Here is a 19,503-nt window from a genome sequence, read left to right as displayed (position 1 = left end):
GTCCGCGTTTTCATGCTGAATAATCCAACCTAAAAATCACCCCAAAACTCGATATATTTTGGCTCTGCTGACGTTTCGAAATGCTCTGGCAATGAAAAGCTAAATTCATGTGCAAAATAGCTCGCCAAGTCATAACCGTAATAGATGATATCCGTCTGATAAACAGAAAATATTGGATTCCCAGTTTCATCGGGCGTGGCCGGAATATAGCGATGAGAATAGATTGGAATAAGTTTTGGATAAGAGTGGAAATGTTGGCTGACGATAACCTGTATCGCCTCAACACTCTCGGGTCTCTCACCCCATGAGTGTTCCCAATAGCTATTGTTTTCTACATCAAACAACATCCCTTCCAACGGCCAATTGATACGTTGTTCTATCTGTTGTTTTTCTTGGGCTGAATGCAGGCCTGCGCGCCAATTTACGAACAGGTCAGAAACAGGCAATGCCGTCTGAAGAAACTGTTTCAAGTCTGGAGGAAAAGTGACCTGAAACTCGAGCTGAATATCAGCAAGCTCTTCATCGCTTAAACCTTCAACAAAAGTAACGCCGCGCTTTTTCAGACGTTTAATCAGCCATGTCATCTGTGAAATATTCATAAGTTCACACCAGCCCTCCCCCAGTTTAATGTCCCTTCACGATTAATATTCAAATACCCGTTTTTATCACATCGCGAGTTTACGTCACTTCATCCGTCTGTTTATTCCTTTTTAAACATTAGGGTAGTGATTGATATCCCCTGCTATAATAATTATTACACCGTCATAAAAATAAATCAGGAAGGTTTTCTTATGTACGATAATCTCACCAGTCTCGGCATTACCAATCCTAAACAGATCGATCGCTATAGTCTGCGTCAGGAAGCCAGTAACGATATTTTAAAAATCTATTTTCGTAAGGAAAAAGGTGAATTTTTTGCCAAGAGCGTCAAATTCAAATATCCACGCCAGCGCAAAACCGTTTTAGCTAACCCGGGTGCAGAAAAATCCTATAAAGAAGTCCATGAAATCAGCCCTAATCTTCGTCATGTTATTGAAGAACTAGATAAGATTTGTCATGGAGAACGCATTGAGGTCGACTTAAAGAAAAAGATTCTTTCCGACCTGCGCCATCTCGAACAGGTTGTTACCCATAAGATTGCTGAAATCGAGGCCGATCTGGAAAAACTAACGGAAAAAGAGAACGGTAAGTAAACGCCGTCTGACAAGATAATCCTCAATCCTGACGCGGTATAACAGAAAGTAAAAATCCACCGGTTACCTAAGGTGGATTCTTACTATGGCAACGCTATGGCTGTAGCAAAAAACAACTACCCAGCCAAACTGCCCCAGTGTTTAATCCAGTCGGCAGCAAACACCTCTGGTTCAGAAACTTCGGTTGCATCAATAATCAATATATCACCAAGCCGAGTCGCCCCTTGCTCCTGCAGCAGTGCATCAAACTTTTTACCCGCTCCACAGAAATTTTCATAGCTGCTGTCTCCCAGTGCAATTACGCCATAGCGCAGCCCTGGCTGATGACCTAAAGAATCTTTAATATCATAAAATAGCGGCTCGATGGAGTCTGGCAAATCGCCCTGCCCGGTGGTTGATGTCACTACCAGCACATGCCCTTGCTCATAGTTTTGCCACTCATCCAGCGTCCCTTCATCAAACACGGCTACATCGTGCCCTTGTTCTTGTAACAGGGTTTGAGCTTCTTCAGCAACCATTTGAGCATTACCGTATACGGTACCAACAAAAATTCCTATTTTTGCCATCGCTTCTTCTCTCTGTTTTAACGGGTTATCTGACCAAGCTATCCTGAGTTATTGCCAAATTAATTTCAACCCCATTATATTCAGGGCATTGCGAGCTCCATCCAAATTCTGTCATTAAGTTTTGCCAGCGAGAATCCCAAGGGGCAGAAATAAGTAATGGCTGATGAGTAACCGGATGTTGAAGCGCTAAATGACTGGCATGTAACATCAGCCCCTGACAGCCAAAATGTTCGACTACCGCACGATTATGGCGTAAATCACCATAGGCGCTATCGCCAATAATCGGATGGAAAATATGTTTCATATGGCGACGAAGCTGATGCTTACGACCCGTTTGAGGCGTCAACTCTACCAGACTATAACGCGCGGTATCATAAGGCCCAACGGCAATAGGCACCTCAACCTGTGAGAGCCCCCGATAATGGCTGATGGCAGGCTGAGCGTCTTTATCCTGTTTGGCAAACTTATCGGCGATCTTATCCAGCTGTTCCACTAAAGGATAATCAATAGTATCCGCTTCATGAACGTGTCCCCGAACCACCGCGTGATAGACCTTATTAATCTGATGATGTTCAAACTGTTGGGACATTTGACGAGCCACCTCACTGGAGAGCGCCATCAACAACACTCCCGACGTTGGGCGGTCAAGGCGATGTACGGTAAAAACATGCTGACCAATCTGGTCACGCACCGTTTGCATCACCACTACTTTTTCATGTCTATCCAACCAACTACGATGAACTAACCATCCAGAAGGTTTATTTACCGCGATCAAATGTTCATCTTGATACAAAATATCCAGCATTAGGAGGTTTCTTTATTTAGCAGTTGATCGATACGATGAAGGGCATCAATAAGAGATTGATGATTTTCAGCACGTTGGCTGAACGCCTCTTCAAAATAAGGGGCCATTGCGATACGAGTGGGTAATGGGTGCCCCCCTTCGACCAGCGCTCTCATACGGGGAATAAAGACCCACTGCAGCCACTCTTCAGGCGACATGCTATCAATACAAAAAGGTTCACTACTCTCAAATGCGCTAAGCTCAGGCGCACAGGAACGCCATAATGCCTGTTCCTGCATCAACTGCTCGATTTCTCCCAGCAATTGCCGAACCTGATTATCTAAACTCATTATTTTCTCTTGAAATTGACACGATAGGCCCGTCTAAAAGCCTAAAAAAGATGTTCATCATATCACTTTGAGAATGGTGGGTAAAAAACCAAATATTGAATGACAAAAAGAAGAAAGGCCCACTGTAATCTACAGTGGGCCTTAGTGCTTTATATAGCTTATCCGGCTATGCGCATTGCTTCCCTGCTCAATCCTTGAATAATTGTCCTATCGGTTATCCTAACCTTGCTATCCTTTGCAACGTCCTACTTTCGTCCTTGTCTCGTCATCCTGCATCATCCTGATGCTCTTCCTTGCTAGTCGTCCTGACCCCCTACACTCCGGTAGGTACTCATTCTCCATCCTGGAGGTGTCCGCTAGTTTTATCCTTAAACTTTCCTGTGCTACCGTCCTGATAGCGCCAATCCTTGATTGTCTTCCTGACTTTCTACATTCCTGGTAGAATTAATTTTCATCCTGAAATTGTCCGTTAGTTCGATCCTGAACTATCCTTCATCTTCCTGATGATATCCTAAGCTCTTCCTGAGCAAATCCACTCGCTTTATCCTAAAGCTGCATCATCCTGATACAGTCCTTATTCCTAAGCTTCCTTCCGATGGACATAGAATCGCTTAATTTCCTCCGTCTCACAATATACCCTGTGAGACTTACATTCTGTAAGACACCTTGCAAGCAACCCAATCATAGTTTAACTTAATGATATTTAATAATATTAAAAATGATAATTTTTAAAAATTGACGATATGTCTCACAAGGCTTGTAGGATATATCTCACAAGGATGCGCGCTTCGATTGTAAGACATGCATCCCATTTACTTATGAAAACTCACCAAAGGCTCAAGTTTTTGCAAAAATACCGTTAATGACTCCGCCAGCGTTTCCCGCTTGGCGGTGCCAAAATGTTCAAGAAACACTTCACCAGACAGATTACATAAAGAAACCATTTCCATTTCTGAATCAGTCGTCGCAATAAATAGCGTAGGGACCAGCTTTAACCTACGCTGAGTCACTAAATGACCGATCAAGTTCTCCTGTAGCCGAATGAAATCTTCATCGCTCCAAACCTGAATCAGCGACAACTCCAACCCGTCAAAACAAGCCGCCATATCACCGGCATATTGTGAGGTATAAAACTGAGCGCCCTCTTCTATTAGTGATATATTCAGCGCACGCTCAACGTTAGCCAAAGAAGGCTCTGAACCAAAAGGCTGAGGTAGCCAAAGCACTGACTCATCCTGAGTTCGAACAATGCAAGGAGAGGCTACGCCATACAGCATTTCACTGGCAGGTTCATGTCCGGCCTTTTGCTGCCACAAATCAATAAAAGAGGTGGTGAACTGGGTCAAAGCGGAGATTACGGGATATGTCATATTTATCTCAAAGATTGCGTTACACTATATGGCAAATTTTCAATGATTATAGCGTTATTCCCTCATGGGGTAACAGTGGAGTAATAGCATGACTTCCCATTATCAAGACAATCAGGTGCTGTCAACGCTTAAGCTGGGTAAAGAAACCGCCTATATTGACCATTATGATGCCTCATTGTTACAGCCGGTTCCGCGCAGTTTGAATCGTGACCCATTAGGATTAAGTGCAACCGCCCTACCTTTTCACGGTGCCGATATCTGGACACTGTACGAGTTGTCCTGGCTTAACAGCCGGGGGTTGCCACAGGTCGCTGTCGGTGAAGTTCATATTGATGCAAACAGTGTAAATCTGGTTGAATCCAAAAGTTTTAAGCTCTATCTCAACAGTTTTAATCAGACCCCATTTAACAGTTGGGAAGATGTTCAACAGGTGCTCACGCGTGATTTATCGCTGTGTGCCCAAGGCGCTGTTATCGTCAAATTATTTCGCCTAGAGCAATTGACCGGAGAGACCATTGGCATCTTTGACGGCGAATGTATTGACGATCAGCCGATCGCGATTACCCATTACGACTTTGATGACACATTGCTGGAACAGGCTACAGAGAAGTATACCCCCGTGGTTGAAGAAACGTTGGTCAGCCATCTGCTAAAATCTAACTGCCTGATTACCCACCAGCCCGATTGGGGCTCGGTAGAGATTCGCTACCGAGGCCCCCAAATTAATCGCGAAGCCCTATTGCGCTATATTGTCTCTTTCCGCCACCACAACGAATTTCATGAACAGTGTGTAGAGCGCATCTTTAATGATATTCAACGTTATTGTCATCCGGAAAGCCTCAGCGTATATGCTCGTTATACCCGACGAGGTGGACTGGACATTAATCCTTATCGGACAAATACTCAGTTTGTTCCCGAAACCAAACGGCTGGCCAGACAATAGTCTGTGTTACGGATATAAAGCAATTAAAAATAACGAAGATAGTACGATAAATCATAACATTAAGTGATGCTTCGCAATATTCATGTAAATGACAGTAAAAAATACAAGATTACCGTGAATGGTTTCCAGAACATCAGTAAAGTAGAGAGACGTTGGTCAACACGGCAAGTACCATTATCTGAACAAACAGAAAAGTTTACCGTTACCCTTTAGCAAGCTTTTCAATAACCTCAACGTTAGGGAGTTGGTTTGATTACACATATTAGCCCACCATTAGGTTCTATGGACCTGCTGTCACAGCTTGAGGTGGATACATTAAAAAGAACTGCCAGCAGTAATCTCTATCACTTATTCCGTAATTGTTCACTGGCGGTACTGAACGCCGGCAGCAAAACAGACAACAGCAAAGAGCTACTGGAGCGTTATAAATCGTTTGATATTAACGTGCTGCGTAGGGAACGGGGCGTTAAGTTAGAATTGATAAATCCACCGGAAGAGGCTTTCGTTGATGGTCGTCTTATCCATTCGATTCAATCTAACCTGTTTGCGGTTTTACGCGATATTCTGTTTGTTCATGGTCAACTGGCTCAAGCATTGAAACACCAGAGAATGGATCCTGATAATTCAGTGCATTTAACCAATCTGGTGTTTTTCATCTTACGCAACGCCCGCGGCCTGCACGTTGGAGAAGAGCCAAATATGGTAGTCTGCTGGGGCGGACACTCGATCAATGAAACCGAATATCTGTATGCCCGCAAAGTCGGCAATCAGTTAGGATTACGCAAACTCAATATCTGTACGGGATGCGGCCCCGGCGCCATGGAAGCACCAATGAAAGGTGCCGCCGTTGGTCATGCACAACAGGCTTATAAAGATAGCCGGTTTATTGGTTTAACCGAACCCTCCATTATTGCAGCAGAACCACCAAACCCACTGGTCAATGAGTTGATCATCATGCCGGACATTGAAAAACGGCTGGAGGCCTTTGTCCGCATTGCGCACGGTATCGTGATTTTCCCTGGTGGCGTTGGTACCGCAGAAGAACTACTTTATCTGCTGGGTATTCTGATGAACCCAGAAAATAAGGATCAAAAACTGCCTTTGGTGCTCACCGGCCCGAAAGAGAGTGCCGATTACTTCGAAGTACTGGACCAGTTCATTCTGAGTACGTTGGGAGAGCAGGCGCGTAAACACTATAAAATCATCATTAACGATCCGGAAGAAGTTGCCCGAGTCATGAAGAATGGCATGTCTGCAGTAAAAGAAAATCGCCGTGCCACTGGAGATGCCTATAGCTTCAACTGGTCAATCAAGATTGCACCAGATTTACAACATCCTTTCGAGCCAAGCCATGAAAATATGGCAAACCTGAACCTCCACCCTAATCAACCGCCGGAACAATTAGCTGCGGCACTACGCAGGGCCTTCTCTGGCATTGTGGCGGGAAACGTGAAAGACGTAGGTATTCAAGCTATTGAGCAATACGGTCGCTATAAAATTCATGGCGATTCGCAAATGATGAAAGACATGGACAAGCTACTGCAAGGTTTTGTTGCACAGCACCGCATGAAGTTACCGGGTTCGGTTTATACCCCTTGTTATGAAATTTGTACTTAACTAACCTCACGCAATAACTGATTAACTCTGCCGGAGGTCACCCCGGCAGCTTACGGATAAGCGAAACTTATGCCTATACACCTGCTGATTGTTGATGCCCTCAATCTGATTCGCCGTATTCATGCGGTACAAGGTTCCCCTTGCGCTCCAACATGTGTACGAGCTCTAGAACAGCTTATTCAGCACAGCCAACCTACCCATGCGGTGGCTGTTTTTGATGACGAGCAGCGTAATACCGGTTGGCGACACTTACTCTATCCTGACTATAAAGCGGGCCGCTCCCCAATGCCTGAGTCGCTGGTATATGAATTACCACAACTAAAGACGGCTTTCGAACAGGTTGGCATACCCTGCTGGCAATCCAGCGGTGATGAAGCTGACGATTTAGCAGCAACCCTCGCGCACCATATCAGCCAGAGAGGTTATCAGGTAACGATAGTGTCAACGGATAAGGGTTACTGCCAACTGTTAGCGCCAACCTTACGCATTCGCGATTATTTTCAAAAACGCTGGCTGGATGTTCCCTTTATTGAACAGGAGTTTGGCGTCAAACCAACCCAATTGACTGATTTCTGGGGGTTAGCCGGTATTAGCAGCAGCAAGATCCCAGGCATCTCCGGTATTGGCCCCAAAGCGGCGGCAACATTACTTAGCCAATATGAAACGCTGGATGGAATCTACCAACAAATAGATAACGTGCCGGAAAAATGGCGAAACAAGTTAATCGAGCATAAAGCGCTGGCTTATCTGTGCAGGGAAATCGCGACATTAAAGCAGGATATTCATTTAGCAGGAAATCTTCAGCAACTTCGGCTAAGTGAAAATAAGATGAATGAAGATGACCTCAATAAAACAAAAAGCCCCGCAGCATCTTCACCACAGGGCTAAATTGAGTTAACGGCCTTTTCAGCGATTAATTTCTCTCATCACGACGACCGGGTATCGATGCCCAAATACGGCGGATATGCACCGTAATCTCTTCACGATCGTGATAGAGCTGTTTCGCATTAATCTGTGCATTAATGCCATTCTCTTTTAACTTATCGTCAATAGCTTTCAGATTCTGACACACTTCTTCGTAGCGCTTTTTCATCGGCAACTTCAAGTTGAAGATAGCTTCCCGGCACCAACCTTTGATTAGCCAGTCAGCCATCAAGTTGGCAACTCGCCAAGGTTTTTCCACCATGTCACACACTACCCAATAGTTTGTGGAATTGGTTGGTTCATAGCGAAATCCATCTTCACGATGATGGGTTACCTGACCGGTATCCATAATGCTCTGAGCCATAGGGCCGTTATCTACGGCATCTATCATCATACTGCGCTGAACCAATTGATAAGTCCAACCGCCGGGACAAGCACCAAGGTCAACCGCTCTCATACCGCTGGCTAAACGTTCCTCCCACTCGTCTGCTGGAATAAACACATGAAATGCCTCCTCCAGCTTAAGGGTCGAACGGCTGGGTGCCTCTGCCGGAAACTTCAGTCGAGGAATACCCATAAAAAACGGTGAATTATTATTGCTGTATGAGTAGCCGACATAACAACAGCCGCTGGCAATAAAGAACACATGAATCACCGGGCGACGTAAATTTTCTTTCGCCAGCATAATGCCGCGCTCACGCATCACTTGTCGTAGTGGCACAGTAAGCTTACGACAAAACTTCAACAGTTCTTTGCCATCATTAGTATCAGGTACTTCCACCCGCACTTCACCGGCGTTTTCCACGACTCCCTGTATCATTCCGACAATAGGAGAAACACGATCGTCTACCGGCAAATCTTTTAACAAGTCACCAACAACCAGCATCTGACGAGCAAAAATTAGCGAACTGAAAGAAAGCTCTTTTACCAGACGGTCAGCATCTTCATGTTGATAACATTCAAACAACACATAGCCACTGTTATCTTTGACCCGAGGAAAGCCATAAACTTCCAGCTTGGCCGCTTTTTCTGCAATCTCTGCCGCACATTCTTTCTCGAATCCTGGGCGACAATACAACGCAACTTTATTCACTATTCAACCTTTTACTCAGGCGTAATGCGCCAACCAGCAGCAGAGCCCAACCAATTAAAAAACAAAAACCGCCAAGTGGCGTGATATAAGGCCACATACCAATAGAAGTCAACGCGAGCCAATACAGGCTACCGCTAAACAGTACAATACCTATAGCAAGAAAAGCCGCGCTGCGCCGAAACCAAACATTATCTCGTAGCTGAACAGCAACGCCCAAAGCCAGTATAGCTAGGGTATGTATACCCTGATAATCAAGACCAGTCCGCAGCCATGCTATCTGCTTAACGTCTAAAATTTTACTCAAACCGTGAGAACCAAACGCACCAAGAGATACAAAAATAAAGCCGCTTATGGCGGCAAGTACCAAAATCCAACGACTATTCATTGTCATTTATACCTTCAAATGTAAGCGTCATAGCCAAACCTGCTGGAATTCTACCGGTAAATCTGAGTTTATATAATCACTGTTTTAATTTTTGATGAGATCTATTCTTCATAGCGCAGATAAACACTCTGCTGTTCACTGCTGGCAAGCGCCAAAATCCACTCGCGAAACGAAGCAATTTTCCCCAATTCCGCCTGACTCTCATGGCACACCAGATAGAATGCATTTTTACTGGCTAATGCATGGTTAAACGGACAAACCAAACGGCCTGATTCAATTTCCGCTAATGCCAGAACGTTATTCACCAACGCCACGCCCTGGCCATGTACTGCGGCCTGAACCACCATTGCTGTATGGCTAAAAATCGGTCCCTGTTGCACATTAATATGCTGTAAACCCAACTGCCGAATATAGGCCTGCCAGTCTCGCCGGGAAGCATCATGCAACAGGGTATGATGTTCCAACGCTTCTGGCGACGTCAGTGGATGAGCACCCATCATCACTGTCGGTGAACATACTGGAATCAAATATTCAGCATACAGCGGTTCAACTCTTAGCCCCGACCAGTTACCGCGACCATAAAAAATCGCCACGTCAACATCGTCCGAAATTTTCCATTCATCACGATCAATGGCTTGGATCCTGACATCAATTTCCGGATGAAGCAGATGAAATCCAGACAGACGCGGCACCAGCCACTGAATAGCGAAACTGGTTGGAACGCTAACCGTTAATGCACCTTTAGCACTGCGGGCCTGCAGCTTACGCGTAGCTTCATTGAGAGAGGCGAATATTTCTTTTATATCTAAATAATAACTTTGCCCCTCTTCGGTCAGCAGAAGAGAACGATTACGACGACGAAACAGCTTAAGCCCGAGAAAATCTTCCAACGACTTAATTTGGTGACTAATTGCGGCCTGCGTCACAAAAAGCTCTTCAGAAGCTTTAGTAAAGCTAAGGTGGCGAGCAGCAGAGTCAAACACCCTCAATGAGTTTAATGGAGGTAATCGCTTCATAATATTGATAATACTTCCCAGTCCTGATGATAATTCATGAACAGGTTAGCTATTTTTGCTATTCACGCATTAGTTTTTCTAATGCGTTACATTATAAATTGTCCGTTGTACATATACCAGCAAATACCTATAGTGATGGCACTTCCTAAGCCGGAACGAAAAGTGTGTTTTTTGAATGAAGGGCGCATTTTGGCTTTGTGGTTGTGATGTTGTGTTTGCTAATTTTCCTGATATTTGTCAGGTACAATCATTAATTCACTGATTTATTTGGCTTAATGATGATTTTATTTTCTGAACATTTACCCTGTCTGTCCATAGTGATTACAGTAGCACCGCCAAGGCGGTGCTTTTTTTATTCTGTTTTTCATCAGGCAGCGGTGTAAATTAGTATGGCTGCCTAACATACTCTTTCATCTCGCTCTGTTTTATCTGCTTTTCACCATCAAAGCGGGTTTCATAAGTCACCATACCGGTGCTCTCGTCAACCTGAGGCTCTCCCACCGTGATAATTTTGGTGCCATCTTGCATGGTCATCTCATAATGGCTGGAACAACCAGCTAAACCTAACGTGAGAGCCAGTGCTGCAGAGGCAAGAATAAAACGTTTCATAAACTATTCCTTACGGTTAAACAGGTTATACCCTAAATAATTCGGGGTGCAGGAACGTAACCAACGCACCTACAACTTGAAGTATGATGGGTATATTCCTCTTGGTAAAAGTCATACCATCATCTTAAATCTCTTTAACTATCTTCTGAAAAGCGTCTGACTGCAAATAAAATTAGCGGCAATTAATGATGTGCTTTCAACTCACTGCTAGTACAATCAGGGTTATTGCAGAACTATCCATACCCACAGCAAATGGCCTCTTATGAAATCGTTTAATCCTGATTTATTTCGCCAACAGTTCCCTGCACTAAGTGAAGCAGGCTGTTATCTGGACAGCGCAGCAACGACACTTAAGCCCCTGTCAGTGATTAACGCCACCAAAGAGTACTATGCCCATAATGGTGCCACAGTACATCGTAGCGCCCATACGGCGGCGCAACACGCTACCGAGCTGTTTGATAACGCTCGTTTGCAAGTGGCTCAACGACTCAATGCCGCCAGCGAACGGCAAATTGTTTGGACTAAAGGCACCACGGAAGCGATTAATTTGGTTGCTCAAAGTTATGCTCGCCCGCGTCTGCAACCGGGTGATGAAATCATTGTCACCGAATCAGAACATCACTCGAATCTTATTCCCTGGCTAATGGTTGCCAAACAGACCGGCGCTAACGTGGTTAAATTGCCACTCAATAAGTGGTTTATGCCTGACTTGAGCCAACTACCGGCGTTATTAAGTAGCAAAACTAAAATTTTGGCTATCGGCCATATGTCGAACGTCACAGGCGGTTGTCCGGACCTGCATCTGGCCATCACGCTGGCCCATAAAAATGGCACCGTTGTTATGGTTGATGGTGCACAAGGTGTGGTGCACTCACCACCGGATGTCCAACAATTAGATATCGATTTCTACGCTTTCTCTGCCCATAAGCTCTATGGCCCAACCGGAATTGGCGCACTGTATGGCAAAGCAGAGTTATTAGCTGAAATGTCTCCTTGGCAGGGCGGCGGAAAAATGCTGACTCAAGCCTCCTTCCACGGGTTTGAAGCCCAACCGGTTCCTGAATGTTTTGAAGCGGGTACCCCTAACATCGCCGGTGTCATCGGCGTTGGTGCCGCACTGTCATGGCTGAAGACTCAGGATATCGCAGAGGCAGAGCGTTATGCCTGCGCGCTGGCACAGGCAGCCTACGACCAACTATCATCAATTCCCGGATTTATCAGCTATCGGGCACCCGGCAGCAGTCTGCTGGCATTTAATATTGAAGGTTTTCACCACAGTGATGTTGCTACTCTGCTTTCTGAGCAAGGTGTGGCTATCCGCTCAGGACAGCATTGTGCCCAACCGTTGCTAGATGCAATGGGAGTAAGCGGCACCCTGAGAGCCTCCTTTGCCCCTTACAATCAACTCACTGATGTGGATAGGTTGTACGATGCGTTAACCCATGCACTTTCACTACTGGAATAATCATGTTGGCCCCACACCCTTTTGGTACCGATATTGGTACAGCGCAATTACTCAGCCTGTTTAGTGATAAAAAACAGTGGGAAGACCGCTATCGCCAGCTTATTCAACTGTCAAAACAGTTACCGCCCTTACCGGAAGCGTTAAAACAGCAACAGTTGGAACTGAAAGGTTGTGAAAACCGGGTCTGGCTTGGGCATCAGCGCAATGAAGACGGCACGCTACACTTCTACGGCGACAGCGAAGGCCGAATTGTGAAAGGAATTCTGGCTATCCTGTTAGCTCAAATTGAAGGCCAAACGCCACAACAAATCGTGAAACTTGACCTGATGCAGTTGTTCGATCGGTTGGGAATCCACCAACAACTCAGCGCTTCCCGCTCTCAGGGGCTGGACTCGCTAGTTAATGCCATAGAGAAAATAGCGCTTCTCTATATTTAATTACATAATGTTTTACTCAATCACACCAACGTTATATATCAAGGATGAAAATGAAAATTATCAAAGCACTACTCTTATCAATCTCATTAAGTTTCACTGCTCATGCCAGTATTGAAATGACCGCCGTTGAGCCAATAAAAGGGCAGATCACCATTGATGTTCCAAAAGGGTTCACTCTAATGGCAGACGATATGCTCAAACGGAAATACCCTTCAGAAAATCGACCTAAAATTGTCTACACCAATCAATCAGGTACGGTCAATGTCGCTATCAACCATACCAAGATGCCATTAACTGACAATAAGTTAGACGAACTAAAAGACTTTATGCTGGAAAGTATGAAGAACTACCAGCCTCAGGTAAAAGAAGTCATGGTAGACAATAAGAAAGCCTACATTCTTGATTTTATCTCTCATGCTACAGACACGGATATCCACAACCTGATGCTAATCACGCCCTATAATGGCACCGTACTTTTCGTGACGTTTAATACAACGAAAGATGAGGAAGCCAACTATCTGGAAGCAGGCAAGTCATCGTTGATGTCGATAAAATTTAAATAATGCTTTGAATATCTAGCCTGTAGATGTGGTATCTCCCTGCACTACAGGCTACTAGCAATGAATTCTGTTACTGATTTCGTGCCGCTTTCGCCAACATTTTTTTCAGCGCGTGAGACACGGCAACAAAACCAAATGATGCAGTAACCATAGTAATGGCACCAAACCCCGAAGCACAATCCATCCTTTTTGGCCCTTCTGCGGTACTTTTTACTGCACAAACGCTACCGTCAGCCTGAGGATAAACTAATTGTTCAGTTGAAAATACACAGTCGATACCCAGTTTTCCTTTGCCGTTTTTCACTACGCCAAAATCACTTTTCAACCGTTCACGGAGTTTAGCCGCTAAAGGGTCTTGAATCGTTTTTGCCAAATCAACCACCTGGATCTGTGTCGGATCAATCTGACCACCCGCTCCTCCGGTGGTCACAACCGGAATTTTATTACGACGGCAGTAAGCCAATAATGCCGCTTTAGGACGAACGCTATCGATGGCATCAATGACATAGTCGAACTGTTTTGTCAGATATTCAGCCACGTTATCCGCGGTAATAAAGTCATCAATACAGGTCACTTCGCATTCCGGGTTAATTTCCGCAATTCGCTGGGCCATCACGTCACCTTTAGGCTGTCCTACCGTTTGGCGCAGCGCATGAATTTGGCGGTTAGTATTGGTTACGCACACATCATCCATATCAATCAACGTAATATGACCAATACCGCTGCGAGCTAGCGCTTCTGCCGCCCAGGAACCCACACCACCAATGCCAATCACACAAACATGAGCCTGTGAAAAAAGCGCTAGCGCAGGTTGCCCATACAGACGGGCGATGCCGCTAAAGCGTTGCAAATAGGCATCAGAATAGACAGCAGACATGGTGACCTCATATTGGGTGTAGCATTGAATTGCGTGGTAATTTCATCCGCAAATCAGAAATAGAGTTGATAACAATATAGATGTTGTAGGGAGTAAGGTATATCCCTACTCCCCCGACAATAAATTTAATGAATTTAACAGCAAGAGGAAAAGAACCTCTTGCTGAATTCTCGGTTGTAACCGCTTAGTTTGATGCAGATGAAAGCGGTGAATCAGAAGGCGCGCTTAGCACCCATACTCGACCATAGTGGTTATAAAAACCGGCAGCATGCCCTGCTTCATCGCCAACGCCCTGATAAATATCGAAGTGATGGCCTTTAATTGCACCACCGACGTCCAGTGCAATCATCAGGCGCATTTCGTACTTACCGGTAAATTTGCCACTCTTATCTAACAAAGGAACCTCTGCCAGAATGGTTGTGCCCGGTGGAATCAATGTTTTATCCGAAGCCACCGACGCCTTGGCAATCAATGGAACCGCGCTCGCACCTTTTACCGGTGCAGAATGTCTTGGCTTAAAGAAGACAAAAGAAGGATTCTGCTCCAGCAGTTCTCTAACTTCCTCGTCGCTGTGCTGCTCGGTCCAGCGCTTGATAGCCTGCATAGACATCTCTTCACGCGGTACTTCATTACGATCAATCAGCACTTTACCAATGCTGTTATATGCACGTCCGTTTTTACCCGCATAGGCGAAGAATACCATCGGCGTACCATCACCAAAGTCAACGTACGCGCTACCCTGCACCTCCATCATGAAGTTATCTACTAGCGAATTGCTGTAAGCTAACTCCAGATTTAAGCCATCCAATTCACCGGCATAAATACCTGCACGATCGGGTAAACGACGCATATTTTTACTTTTCTTTGGCATCGAATACAGTGGATATTTAAACTCACCTTGACGAGTATGGCGTGCATGAATCACTGGCGTGTAGTAACCGGTAAACTGAACGTTTCCGTAGTTATCTACCCCTTCCATTTGATAAGCGCCAAGCTTGAATTGGGATAACTGAGGGCCTTCCGCGCCAGAGACCATCCACTGGAAAATTGCCTGATAGGTATCACGGTGTTTGTTATACAGAGCCGGAGAAACCTGACTAATTTCATAAACCTGTTGAGCAAAATCTTTGCCATTAACCGGTTTATTTTTAGCATTTGGGTTGTTCACCAAACCAAATTTCTGACTCAATTTACCATCTTTATATTGTTGTCCACGATCGGTCGGCCGTGATTCACATCCTGCGAGTAACGCAATAACGACGCCACCCAGTATAAATTTTATCCAACGTCCTTTCATTATATCGCCGCCTACCTTTGATTAACCGCTGCTCTGTTGCTATCGAATAATACGAAAGCCACCAGTATAAAGGAAAGCGCCTATAAAAAAAGTGACGATAATGAAATGATGAAAAGTTAATCAACCGTAAAATTCAAACCTTCTTTTTTGTTATATTAAAGAAAAATAGCTTGCAACCTGAACCACAGAGAGTAATATGCGCCTCCTACGGACGCGGGGTGGAGCAGCCTGGTAGCTCGTCGGGCTCATAACCCGAAGGTCGTCAGTTCAAATCTGGCCCCCGCAACCAACTTAATACTATGCCAAGGTATTAAGGCAGAAACATCTTCTGTTGTAGTATCAAGTCTTATCGGACGCGGGGTGGAGCAGCCCGGTAGCTCGTCGGGCTCATAACCCGAAGGTCGTCAGTTCAAATCTGGCCCCCGCAACCAATCTGATACTTACCAACGTATTAAAACAGAAATGTGTTCTATTGCAGTATCAAGTCTTTTTCGGACGCGGGGTGGAGCAGCCCGGTAGCTCGTCGGGCTCATAACCCGAAGGTCGTCAGTTCAAATCTGGCCCCCGCAACCAATCCGAAGCGCTAACTTTCTCATCATATACTTCCATCATTTGTTTTTTATCTGCCTGATATCTAATCTTCCTGTGCTACTCTTAAATTCAATCTGTTTGAATTTTGGTTAGTTATATGGGCCGCTTATAAATGAAAATGTCACCATTCGCTTTTAGTCTGACCCACTGGGCCAACGTGGAAAAAACAGAACACCAAGGTGAAACTGGCACGGCTTGGTGGCAAACTCGCTTTTTTGGTGAAGAACAAAACAAAATTCGTGTTCGTATGGTTGAATACTCGGCGGAATATCTTGCTGACCACTGGTGCAGTAAAGGACACGTGCTGTTCTGCCTAGAAGGTGAATTGGAAACTACCCTAGATGATGGACGTAAGTTCGTGCTCACGCCGGGGGTAAGCTATCAGGTTGGCGATAATGCTGAAGCGCACCAGTCCTATAGCAAAACCGGCGCCCGCCTACTGATTGTTGATTAATATTTAATAGTCGCGAAATACGCCTTAATACCGGCAAAAACCGATTCCGCAATCTGCTGTTGGAATTTTGCCGTTTTCAACTTGCGCTCTTCCTCCAGATTGGAAATAAACGCAGTTTCAATCAAAATCGATGGTATATCCGGCGCTTTAAGTACCGCAAACCCTGCCTGTTCAATTTTGTTCTTATGCAACTCGTTTACCCGCCCCATACGCGTCAGCACGTCTTTACCAAATTTAAGACTGCTATTGATAGTGGCGGTTTGCACCAGATCAAAAATAGTATGGTCAAGGTAGCGGTCACCACTCTTACTCACCCCGCCGATCTGATCGGATTCATTCTGAGTTTGAGCCAGATACTTAGCCGCGCTGCTGGTTGCCCCTTTAGTCGACAAAGCAAACACCGAAGAGCCATTGGCTGAACGATCGGTAAAAGCATCGGCATGGATAGAAATAAACAGATCTGCCTTTTGCGCTCTGGCTTTTGCAACTCGCACTTTCAATGGAATAAACACATCCTCATTGCGGGTCATATACACCTTCATTCCCGATTCTTTCTGTATTAGGGTGCGTAGACGGCGTGCAATTTGCAGAACGATATTCTTCTCTTTAGTGCCTCGTTTACCGATAGCACCAGGATCTTCCCCACCGTGCCCCGGATCGAGCATGATAACCAAAGGACGATCGCGCCCGACTTTCCCTGCCTGTGGCGATGCTGAGGGCCGATCTTTTTCCAGATCGCCTTGGTTGTATTCTTTTAGCAACGCCAGCAGCGGGTCATCCGGTTCTGAAGAGCCACCATTAGCCGGATAGAGATCAACCACCAGACGATTTTTAAACTCGGCAACAGGCTTCAGCGTAAACAGATTTGGATTAATATTTTGCTTTAACTCCAACACCAACCGAACCGTATTGGGATCGTGTTGCCCCACTCGCGCCAGTTTCAGATAAGGATCGTTATTCGGGACTTGAGCAGAGACCGCTTTTAGCACGCTGTTTAAATTGACGTTCTCAATATCAATCACCAAGCGATTGGGATTGGATAAGGCAAACTGTTTATACTTTAGCGGAATCGTCGACTCCAGTGTAACTCGCGTATAGGTCGAAGAAGGCCATACGCGCACAGCAACAACACTGGCCACAGAGGCAGCAATGCCAATGCCACTTACACTCAATAACCACGTCGCAGCAGCTCCCTGCAACAAACGGCGGCGTAAATAATTGGGCTTAGAGCTAGACATGATTCTCCGAAATAAAACAAAAGACTGTTATGCACATAAAGCAAAGCTGGCGTAAAACTCTACCGAAGTGAAGCGGTGCTGTCACGTTTTACATACTTGTTATCTGCTCATGAGCATAATTTTAATATGAAAATACGCGAAAATAAGCACATAATGCTTAAAATCGTCGAAGCCTAATCAATTTTATTCACTTCGTCTATTGAATAATCCCTGACTAAATCAATTTTGACTCAATTTTCTGCTTGCCAGAACACCTTAAATAGAATAAAAATACAAAAATATCGAATTATTATGCAATGAGGTTAATCATGAAGGAGCGCAGCACTGAATTGGTTGAAGGTTTCCGCCATTCGGTTCCTTATATTAATGCCCACCGGGGGAAGACCTTTGTCATCATGCTAGGTGGTGAGGCCATTGAACATGATAATTTTGGTAATATCATCAGCGATATTGGTTTACTCCACAGCTTAGGTATTCAACTGGTCGTGGTCTATGGTGCTCGTCCACAGATCGATGCCAATCTAGCGGTACACAATAAGCCTTCGATTTATCATAAACATACGAGGGTAACCGATGCAGAATCTCTGGAACTGGTAAAACAAGCAGCCGGTCGTCTTCAATTGGATATTACCGCTCGACTTTCCATGAGTCTGAATAATACCCCGTTGCAGGGGGCCCACATCAACGTTGTCAGCGGTAACTTTGTTATCTCCCAACCTTTAGGGGTAGATGATGGTATCGATTACTGTCATAGCGGGCGCATCCGCCGGATTGATGAAGAGGCGATTCAGCGCCAACTAAGCAGCGGTGCTATTGTTTTGCTGGGACCGGTTGCCGTTTCCGTTACCGGTGAGAGTTTTAACCTCACGTCAGAAGAGGTGGCGACTCAACTGGCTATCAAGCTGAAAGCCGAGAAAATGATTGGCTTCTGTTCTTCACAAGGCGTGGCAGACGAAAAGGGGAATATTCTGTCAGAACTTTTCCCTAACGATGCCCAAACCTATCTAGACCAACATGAAGCTCAGGGTAATTACAGCTCGGGTACCGTACGCTTCCTGCGCGGCGCAATCAAAGCCTGCCGCAGCGGGGTTCGCCGTTGTCACCTGATCAGTTATCAAGACAGCGGAGCCCTGCTACAGGAACTATTCTCCCGTGATGGTATCGGCACACAAATCGTCATGGAGAGTGCGGAACAGGTACGCCGGGCCACCATTCGCGATATTGGCGGTATTCTGGAGCTGATCCGCCCTCTGGAACAACAGGGCATTCTGGTTCGCCGTTCAAGAGAGCAATTGGAGATGGAGATCGATAAATTCACCATCATCGAACGGGATAATATGACTATCGCCTGTGCGGCACTCTACCCTTTTCCAGAAGAGAAAATTGGTGAAATGGCCTGTGTTGCGGTTCATCCCAACTATCGCAGCTCATTACGCGGCGAAATACTGCTGGAAAAAATCAGTGGGCAAGCACGCCTGATGGGGCTGGAAAAGCTGTTTGTGCTCACAACCCATAGTATTCACTGGTTTCAGGAACGTGGTTTCATGCCAGCAGATATTGATGTTTTGCCGATGAAGAAGCAGGCTTTATATAACTACCAGCGGCGATCTAAAATTTTGGTTACCCCGGTTTAAGCTCTGTTGGTATTTCTTTGGTTTACCGGATGGCTTTAGGCCATCCGGTAAGGCCATTCAGATGTCGAATAAATGACCCGTCGACATCGGCTATGACTAT

At 45.3% G+C, this 19,503-nt stretch carries 20 protein-coding genes, 3 tRNA genes and 1 pseudogene; 12 read left to right on the top strand and 12 right to left on the bottom strand.

The features are described 5' to 3' along the window. Positions 1 to 29: 29 nt before the first annotated feature. Positions 30 to 599, bottom strand: a complete 570-nt coding sequence (locus HYN51_RS03250; RefSeq protein ID WP_108901529.1) for an SMI1/KNR4 family protein — start codon at positions 597 to 599, stop codon at positions 30 to 32. Between the two features lie 192 nt (positions 600 to 791). Here HYN51_RS03250 and HYN51_RS03245 point away from each other — a divergent pair, with 192 nt between their 5' ends. After that, positions 792 to 1,193 carry a DUF3461 family protein gene (locus HYN51_RS03245; RefSeq protein WP_108901528.1) on the top strand — a complete coding sequence of 134 codons (402 nt, stop codon included), beginning with the start codon at positions 792 to 794 and terminating at the stop codon, positions 1,191 to 1,193. Positions 1,194 to 1,309: 116 nt separating this feature from the next. On the opposite strand, the gene HYN51_RS03240 is transcribed toward HYN51_RS03245, so the two are convergent. The 4 genes from HYN51_RS03240 to syd form a co-directional block, all read right to left on the bottom strand. Then, positions 1,310 to 1,759 carry a flavodoxin gene (locus HYN51_RS03240; RefSeq protein ID WP_108901527.1) on the bottom strand — a complete coding sequence of 150 codons (450 nt, stop codon included), beginning with the start codon at positions 1,757 to 1,759 and terminating at the stop codon, positions 1,310 to 1,312. A gap of 25 nt (positions 1,760 to 1,784) precedes the next feature. Then, entirely contained in the window at positions 1,785 to 2,564 is a 780-nt protein-coding gene (truC, locus tag HYN51_RS03235; protein ID WP_108901526.1) for a tRNA pseudouridine(65) synthase TruC, read from the bottom strand. Further along, positions 2,564 to 2,893, bottom strand: a complete 330-nt coding sequence (locus tag HYN51_RS03230; protein ID WP_108901525.1) for a YqcC family protein — start codon at positions 2,891 to 2,893, stop codon at positions 2,564 to 2,566. Before HYN51_RS03230 ends, truC begins: the two co-directional genes overlap by 1 nt. Positions 2,894 to 3,705: 812 nt before the next feature. After that, positions 3,706 to 4,263, bottom strand: a complete 558-nt coding sequence (syd, locus tag HYN51_RS03225; RefSeq protein WP_108901524.1) for a SecY-interacting protein — start codon at positions 4,261 to 4,263, stop codon at positions 3,706 to 3,708. 88 nt (positions 4,264 to 4,351) lie between these two features. Between syd and queF the strand changes: the two genes are divergently transcribed. The 3 genes and pseudogenes from queF to xni all read left to right on the top strand — a co-directional run. Next, positions 4,352 to 5,206 (top strand): NADPH-dependent 7-cyano-7-deazaguanine reductase QueF, encoded by an 855-nt coding sequence (queF, locus tag HYN51_RS03220; protein WP_108901523.1) that lies wholly within the window; start codon positions 4,352 to 4,354, stop codon positions 5,204 to 5,206. A gap of 249 nt (positions 5,207 to 5,455) precedes the next feature. Next, positions 5,456 to 6,823: a nucleotide 5'-monophosphate nucleosidase PpnN gene (gene ppnN / locus HYN51_RS03215; RefSeq protein WP_108901522.1), complete on the top strand. Its 1,368-nt coding sequence runs from the start codon at positions 5,456 to 5,458 to the stop codon at positions 6,821 to 6,823. A gap of 69 nt (positions 6,824 to 6,892) precedes the next feature. Continuing rightward, positions 6,893 to 7,639 (top strand): annotated as a pseudogene (gene xni, locus HYN51_RS03210) (flap endonuclease Xni); the annotation flags it as partial. A gap of 97 nt (positions 7,640 to 7,736) precedes the next feature. On the opposite strand, the gene rlmM reads toward xni, so the two are convergent. The 4 genes from rlmM to HYN51_RS03190 all read right to left on the bottom strand — a co-directional run bounded on the left by rlmM (position 7,737) and on the right by HYN51_RS03190 (position 10,850). Then, positions 7,737 to 8,840, bottom strand: a complete 1,104-nt coding sequence (gene rlmM, locus HYN51_RS03205; protein ID WP_407936332.1) for a 23S rRNA (cytidine(2498)-2'-O)-methyltransferase RlmM — start codon at positions 8,838 to 8,840, stop codon at positions 7,737 to 7,739. Further along, positions 8,833 to 9,225 carry a DUF423 domain-containing protein gene (locus tag HYN51_RS03200; protein ID WP_108901519.1) on the bottom strand — a complete coding sequence of 131 codons (393 nt, stop codon included), beginning with the start codon at positions 9,223 to 9,225 and terminating at the stop codon, positions 8,833 to 8,835. Before HYN51_RS03200 ends, rlmM begins: the two co-directional genes overlap by 8 nt. Positions 9,226 to 9,326: 101 nt before the next feature. Continuing rightward, positions 9,327 to 10,244, bottom strand: a complete 918-nt coding sequence (locus HYN51_RS03195; RefSeq protein WP_108901518.1) for a transcriptional regulator GcvA — start codon at positions 10,242 to 10,244, stop codon at positions 9,327 to 9,329. A gap of 381 nt (positions 10,245 to 10,625) precedes the next feature. Beyond that, on the bottom strand, positions 10,626 to 10,850 hold the full coding sequence (locus tag HYN51_RS03190) for a YgdI/YgdR family lipoprotein (protein ID WP_108901517.1): 225 nt from the start codon (positions 10,848 to 10,850) through the stop codon (positions 10,626 to 10,628). 262 nt (positions 10,851 to 11,112) lie between these two features. Between HYN51_RS03190 and csdA the strand changes: the two genes are divergently transcribed. The 3 genes from csdA to HYN51_RS03175 are packed head-to-tail and all read left to right on the top strand — an operon-like array spanning position 11,113 to position 13,315. Next, positions 11,113 to 12,315, top strand: a complete 1,203-nt coding sequence (gene csdA / locus HYN51_RS03185) for a cysteine desulfurase CsdA (protein WP_108901516.1) — start codon at positions 11,113 to 11,115, stop codon at positions 12,313 to 12,315. Then, the gene (gene csdE, locus HYN51_RS03180) at positions 12,315 to 12,752 is read left to right on the top strand and encodes a cysteine desulfurase sulfur acceptor subunit CsdE (protein WP_108901515.1); all 438 of its coding nucleotides are present in this window, start codon (positions 12,315 to 12,317) and stop codon (positions 12,750 to 12,752) included. The genes csdA and csdE overlap by 1 nt, the downstream gene beginning before the upstream one ends. A gap of 50 nt (positions 12,753 to 12,802) precedes the next feature. Further along, entirely contained in the window at positions 12,803 to 13,315 is a 513-nt protein-coding gene (locus HYN51_RS03175) for a hypothetical protein (RefSeq protein ID WP_108901514.1), read from the top strand. A gap of 67 nt (positions 13,316 to 13,382) precedes the next feature. Here the strand turns inward: HYN51_RS03175 and tcdA are convergent, their stop codons facing one another. Then, a complete protein-coding gene (gene tcdA, locus HYN51_RS03170; protein ID WP_108901513.1) occupies positions 13,383 to 14,189 on the bottom strand; it encodes a tRNA cyclic N6-threonylcarbamoyladenosine(37) synthase TcdA in 807 nt (268 codons plus the stop codon). Between the two features lie 184 nt (positions 14,190 to 14,373). Beyond that, entirely contained in the window at positions 14,374 to 15,486 is a 1,113-nt protein-coding gene (gene mltA / locus HYN51_RS03165; RefSeq protein WP_108901512.1) for a murein transglycosylase A, read from the bottom strand. Positions 15,487 to 15,698: 212 nt separating this feature from the next. On the opposite strand from mltA, the gene HYN51_RS03160 reads away from it, so the two are divergent. From HYN51_RS03160 to HYN51_RS03145, 4 genes are all read left to right on the top strand, one after another. After that, positions 15,699 to 15,775: transfer RNA gene (locus HYN51_RS03160), tRNA-Met, on the top strand. Positions 15,776 to 15,840: 65 nt separating this feature from the next. Next, a tRNA-Met gene (locus HYN51_RS03155) sits at positions 15,841 to 15,917 on the top strand. A gap of 65 nt (positions 15,918 to 15,982) precedes the next feature. Beyond that, positions 15,983 to 16,059, top strand: a tRNA-Met gene (locus HYN51_RS03150). A 130-nt stretch (positions 16,060 to 16,189) separates the two neighbouring features. After that, positions 16,190 to 16,531, top strand: coding sequence for a DHCW motif cupin fold protein (locus tag HYN51_RS03145; protein ID WP_108901511.1), 342 nt, complete (start codon positions 16,190 to 16,192; stop codon positions 16,529 to 16,531). Here HYN51_RS03145 and amiC read toward each other — a convergent pair. Then, positions 16,528 to 17,769: an N-acetylmuramoyl-L-alanine amidase AmiC gene (amiC, locus tag HYN51_RS03140; protein WP_108901510.1), complete on the bottom strand. Its 1,242-nt coding sequence runs from the start codon at positions 17,767 to 17,769 to the stop codon at positions 16,528 to 16,530. The genes HYN51_RS03145 and amiC overlap by 4 nt on opposite strands. A gap of 305 nt (positions 17,770 to 18,074) precedes the next feature. Between amiC and argA the strand changes: the two genes are divergently transcribed. Continuing rightward, positions 18,075 to 19,403, top strand: a complete 1,329-nt coding sequence (gene argA / locus HYN51_RS03135; protein WP_192878467.1) for an amino-acid N-acetyltransferase — start codon at positions 18,075 to 18,077, stop codon at positions 19,401 to 19,403. Positions 19,404 to 19,503: the final 100 nt, after the last annotated feature.

The sequence above is a fragment of the Limnobaculum parvum genome, assembly GCF_003096015.2.
Classification (GTDB): domain Bacteria; phylum Pseudomonadota; class Gammaproteobacteria; order Enterobacterales; family Enterobacteriaceae; genus Limnobaculum; species Limnobaculum parvum.
This window is presented reverse-complemented; position numbering and strand designations above follow the sequence as displayed.

Bases quoted from the DNA above. Each gene is read 5' to 3' on its own strand.
- HYN51_RS03250 (WP_108901529.1), bottom strand. From the start codon at position 599: ATGAATATTTCACAGATGACATGGCTGATTAAACGTCTGAAAAAGCGC.
- HYN51_RS03245 (WP_108901528.1), top strand. From the start codon at position 792: ATGTACGATAATCTCACCAGTCTCGGCATTACCAATCCTAAACAGATC.
- HYN51_RS03240 (WP_108901527.1), bottom strand. From the start codon at position 1,759: ATGGCAAAAATAGGAATTTTTGTTGGTACCGTATACGGTAATGCTCAA.
- truC (WP_108901526.1), bottom strand. From the start codon at position 2,564: ATGCTGGATATTTTGTATCAAGATGAACATTTGATCGCGGTAAATAAA.
- HYN51_RS03230 (WP_108901525.1), bottom strand. From the start codon at position 2,893: ATGAGTTTAGATAATCAGGTTCGGCAATTGCTGGGAGAAATCGAGCAG.
- syd (WP_108901524.1), bottom strand. From the start codon at position 4,263: ATGACATATCCCGTAATCTCCGCTTTGACCCAGTTCACCACCTCTTTT.
- queF (WP_108901523.1), top strand. From the start codon at position 4,352: ATGACTTCCCATTATCAAGACAATCAGGTGCTGTCAACGCTTAAGCTG.
- HYN51_RS03200 (WP_108901519.1), bottom strand. From the start codon at position 9,225: ATGAATAGTCGTTGGATTTTGGTACTTGCCGCCATAAGCGGCTTTATT.
- HYN51_RS03190 (WP_108901517.1), bottom strand. From the start codon at position 10,850: ATGAAACGTTTTATTCTTGCCTCTGCAGCACTGGCTCTCACGTTAGGT.
- csdA (WP_108901516.1), top strand. From the start codon at position 11,113: ATGAAATCGTTTAATCCTGATTTATTTCGCCAACAGTTCCCTGCACTA.
- HYN51_RS03175 (WP_108901514.1), top strand. From the start codon at position 12,803: ATGAAAATTATCAAAGCACTACTCTTATCAATCTCATTAAGTTTCACT.
- tcdA (WP_108901513.1), bottom strand. From the start codon at position 14,189: ATGTCTGCTGTCTATTCTGATGCCTATTTGCAACGCTTTAGCGGCATC.
- mltA (WP_108901512.1), bottom strand. From the start codon at position 15,486: ATGAAAGGACGTTGGATAAAATTTATACTGGGTGGCGTCGTTATTGCG.
- HYN51_RS03145 (WP_108901511.1), top strand. From the start codon at position 16,190: ATGAAAATGTCACCATTCGCTTTTAGTCTGACCCACTGGGCCAACGTG.
- amiC (WP_108901510.1), bottom strand. From the start codon at position 17,769: ATGTCTAGCTCTAAGCCCAATTATTTACGCCGCCGTTTGTTGCAGGGA.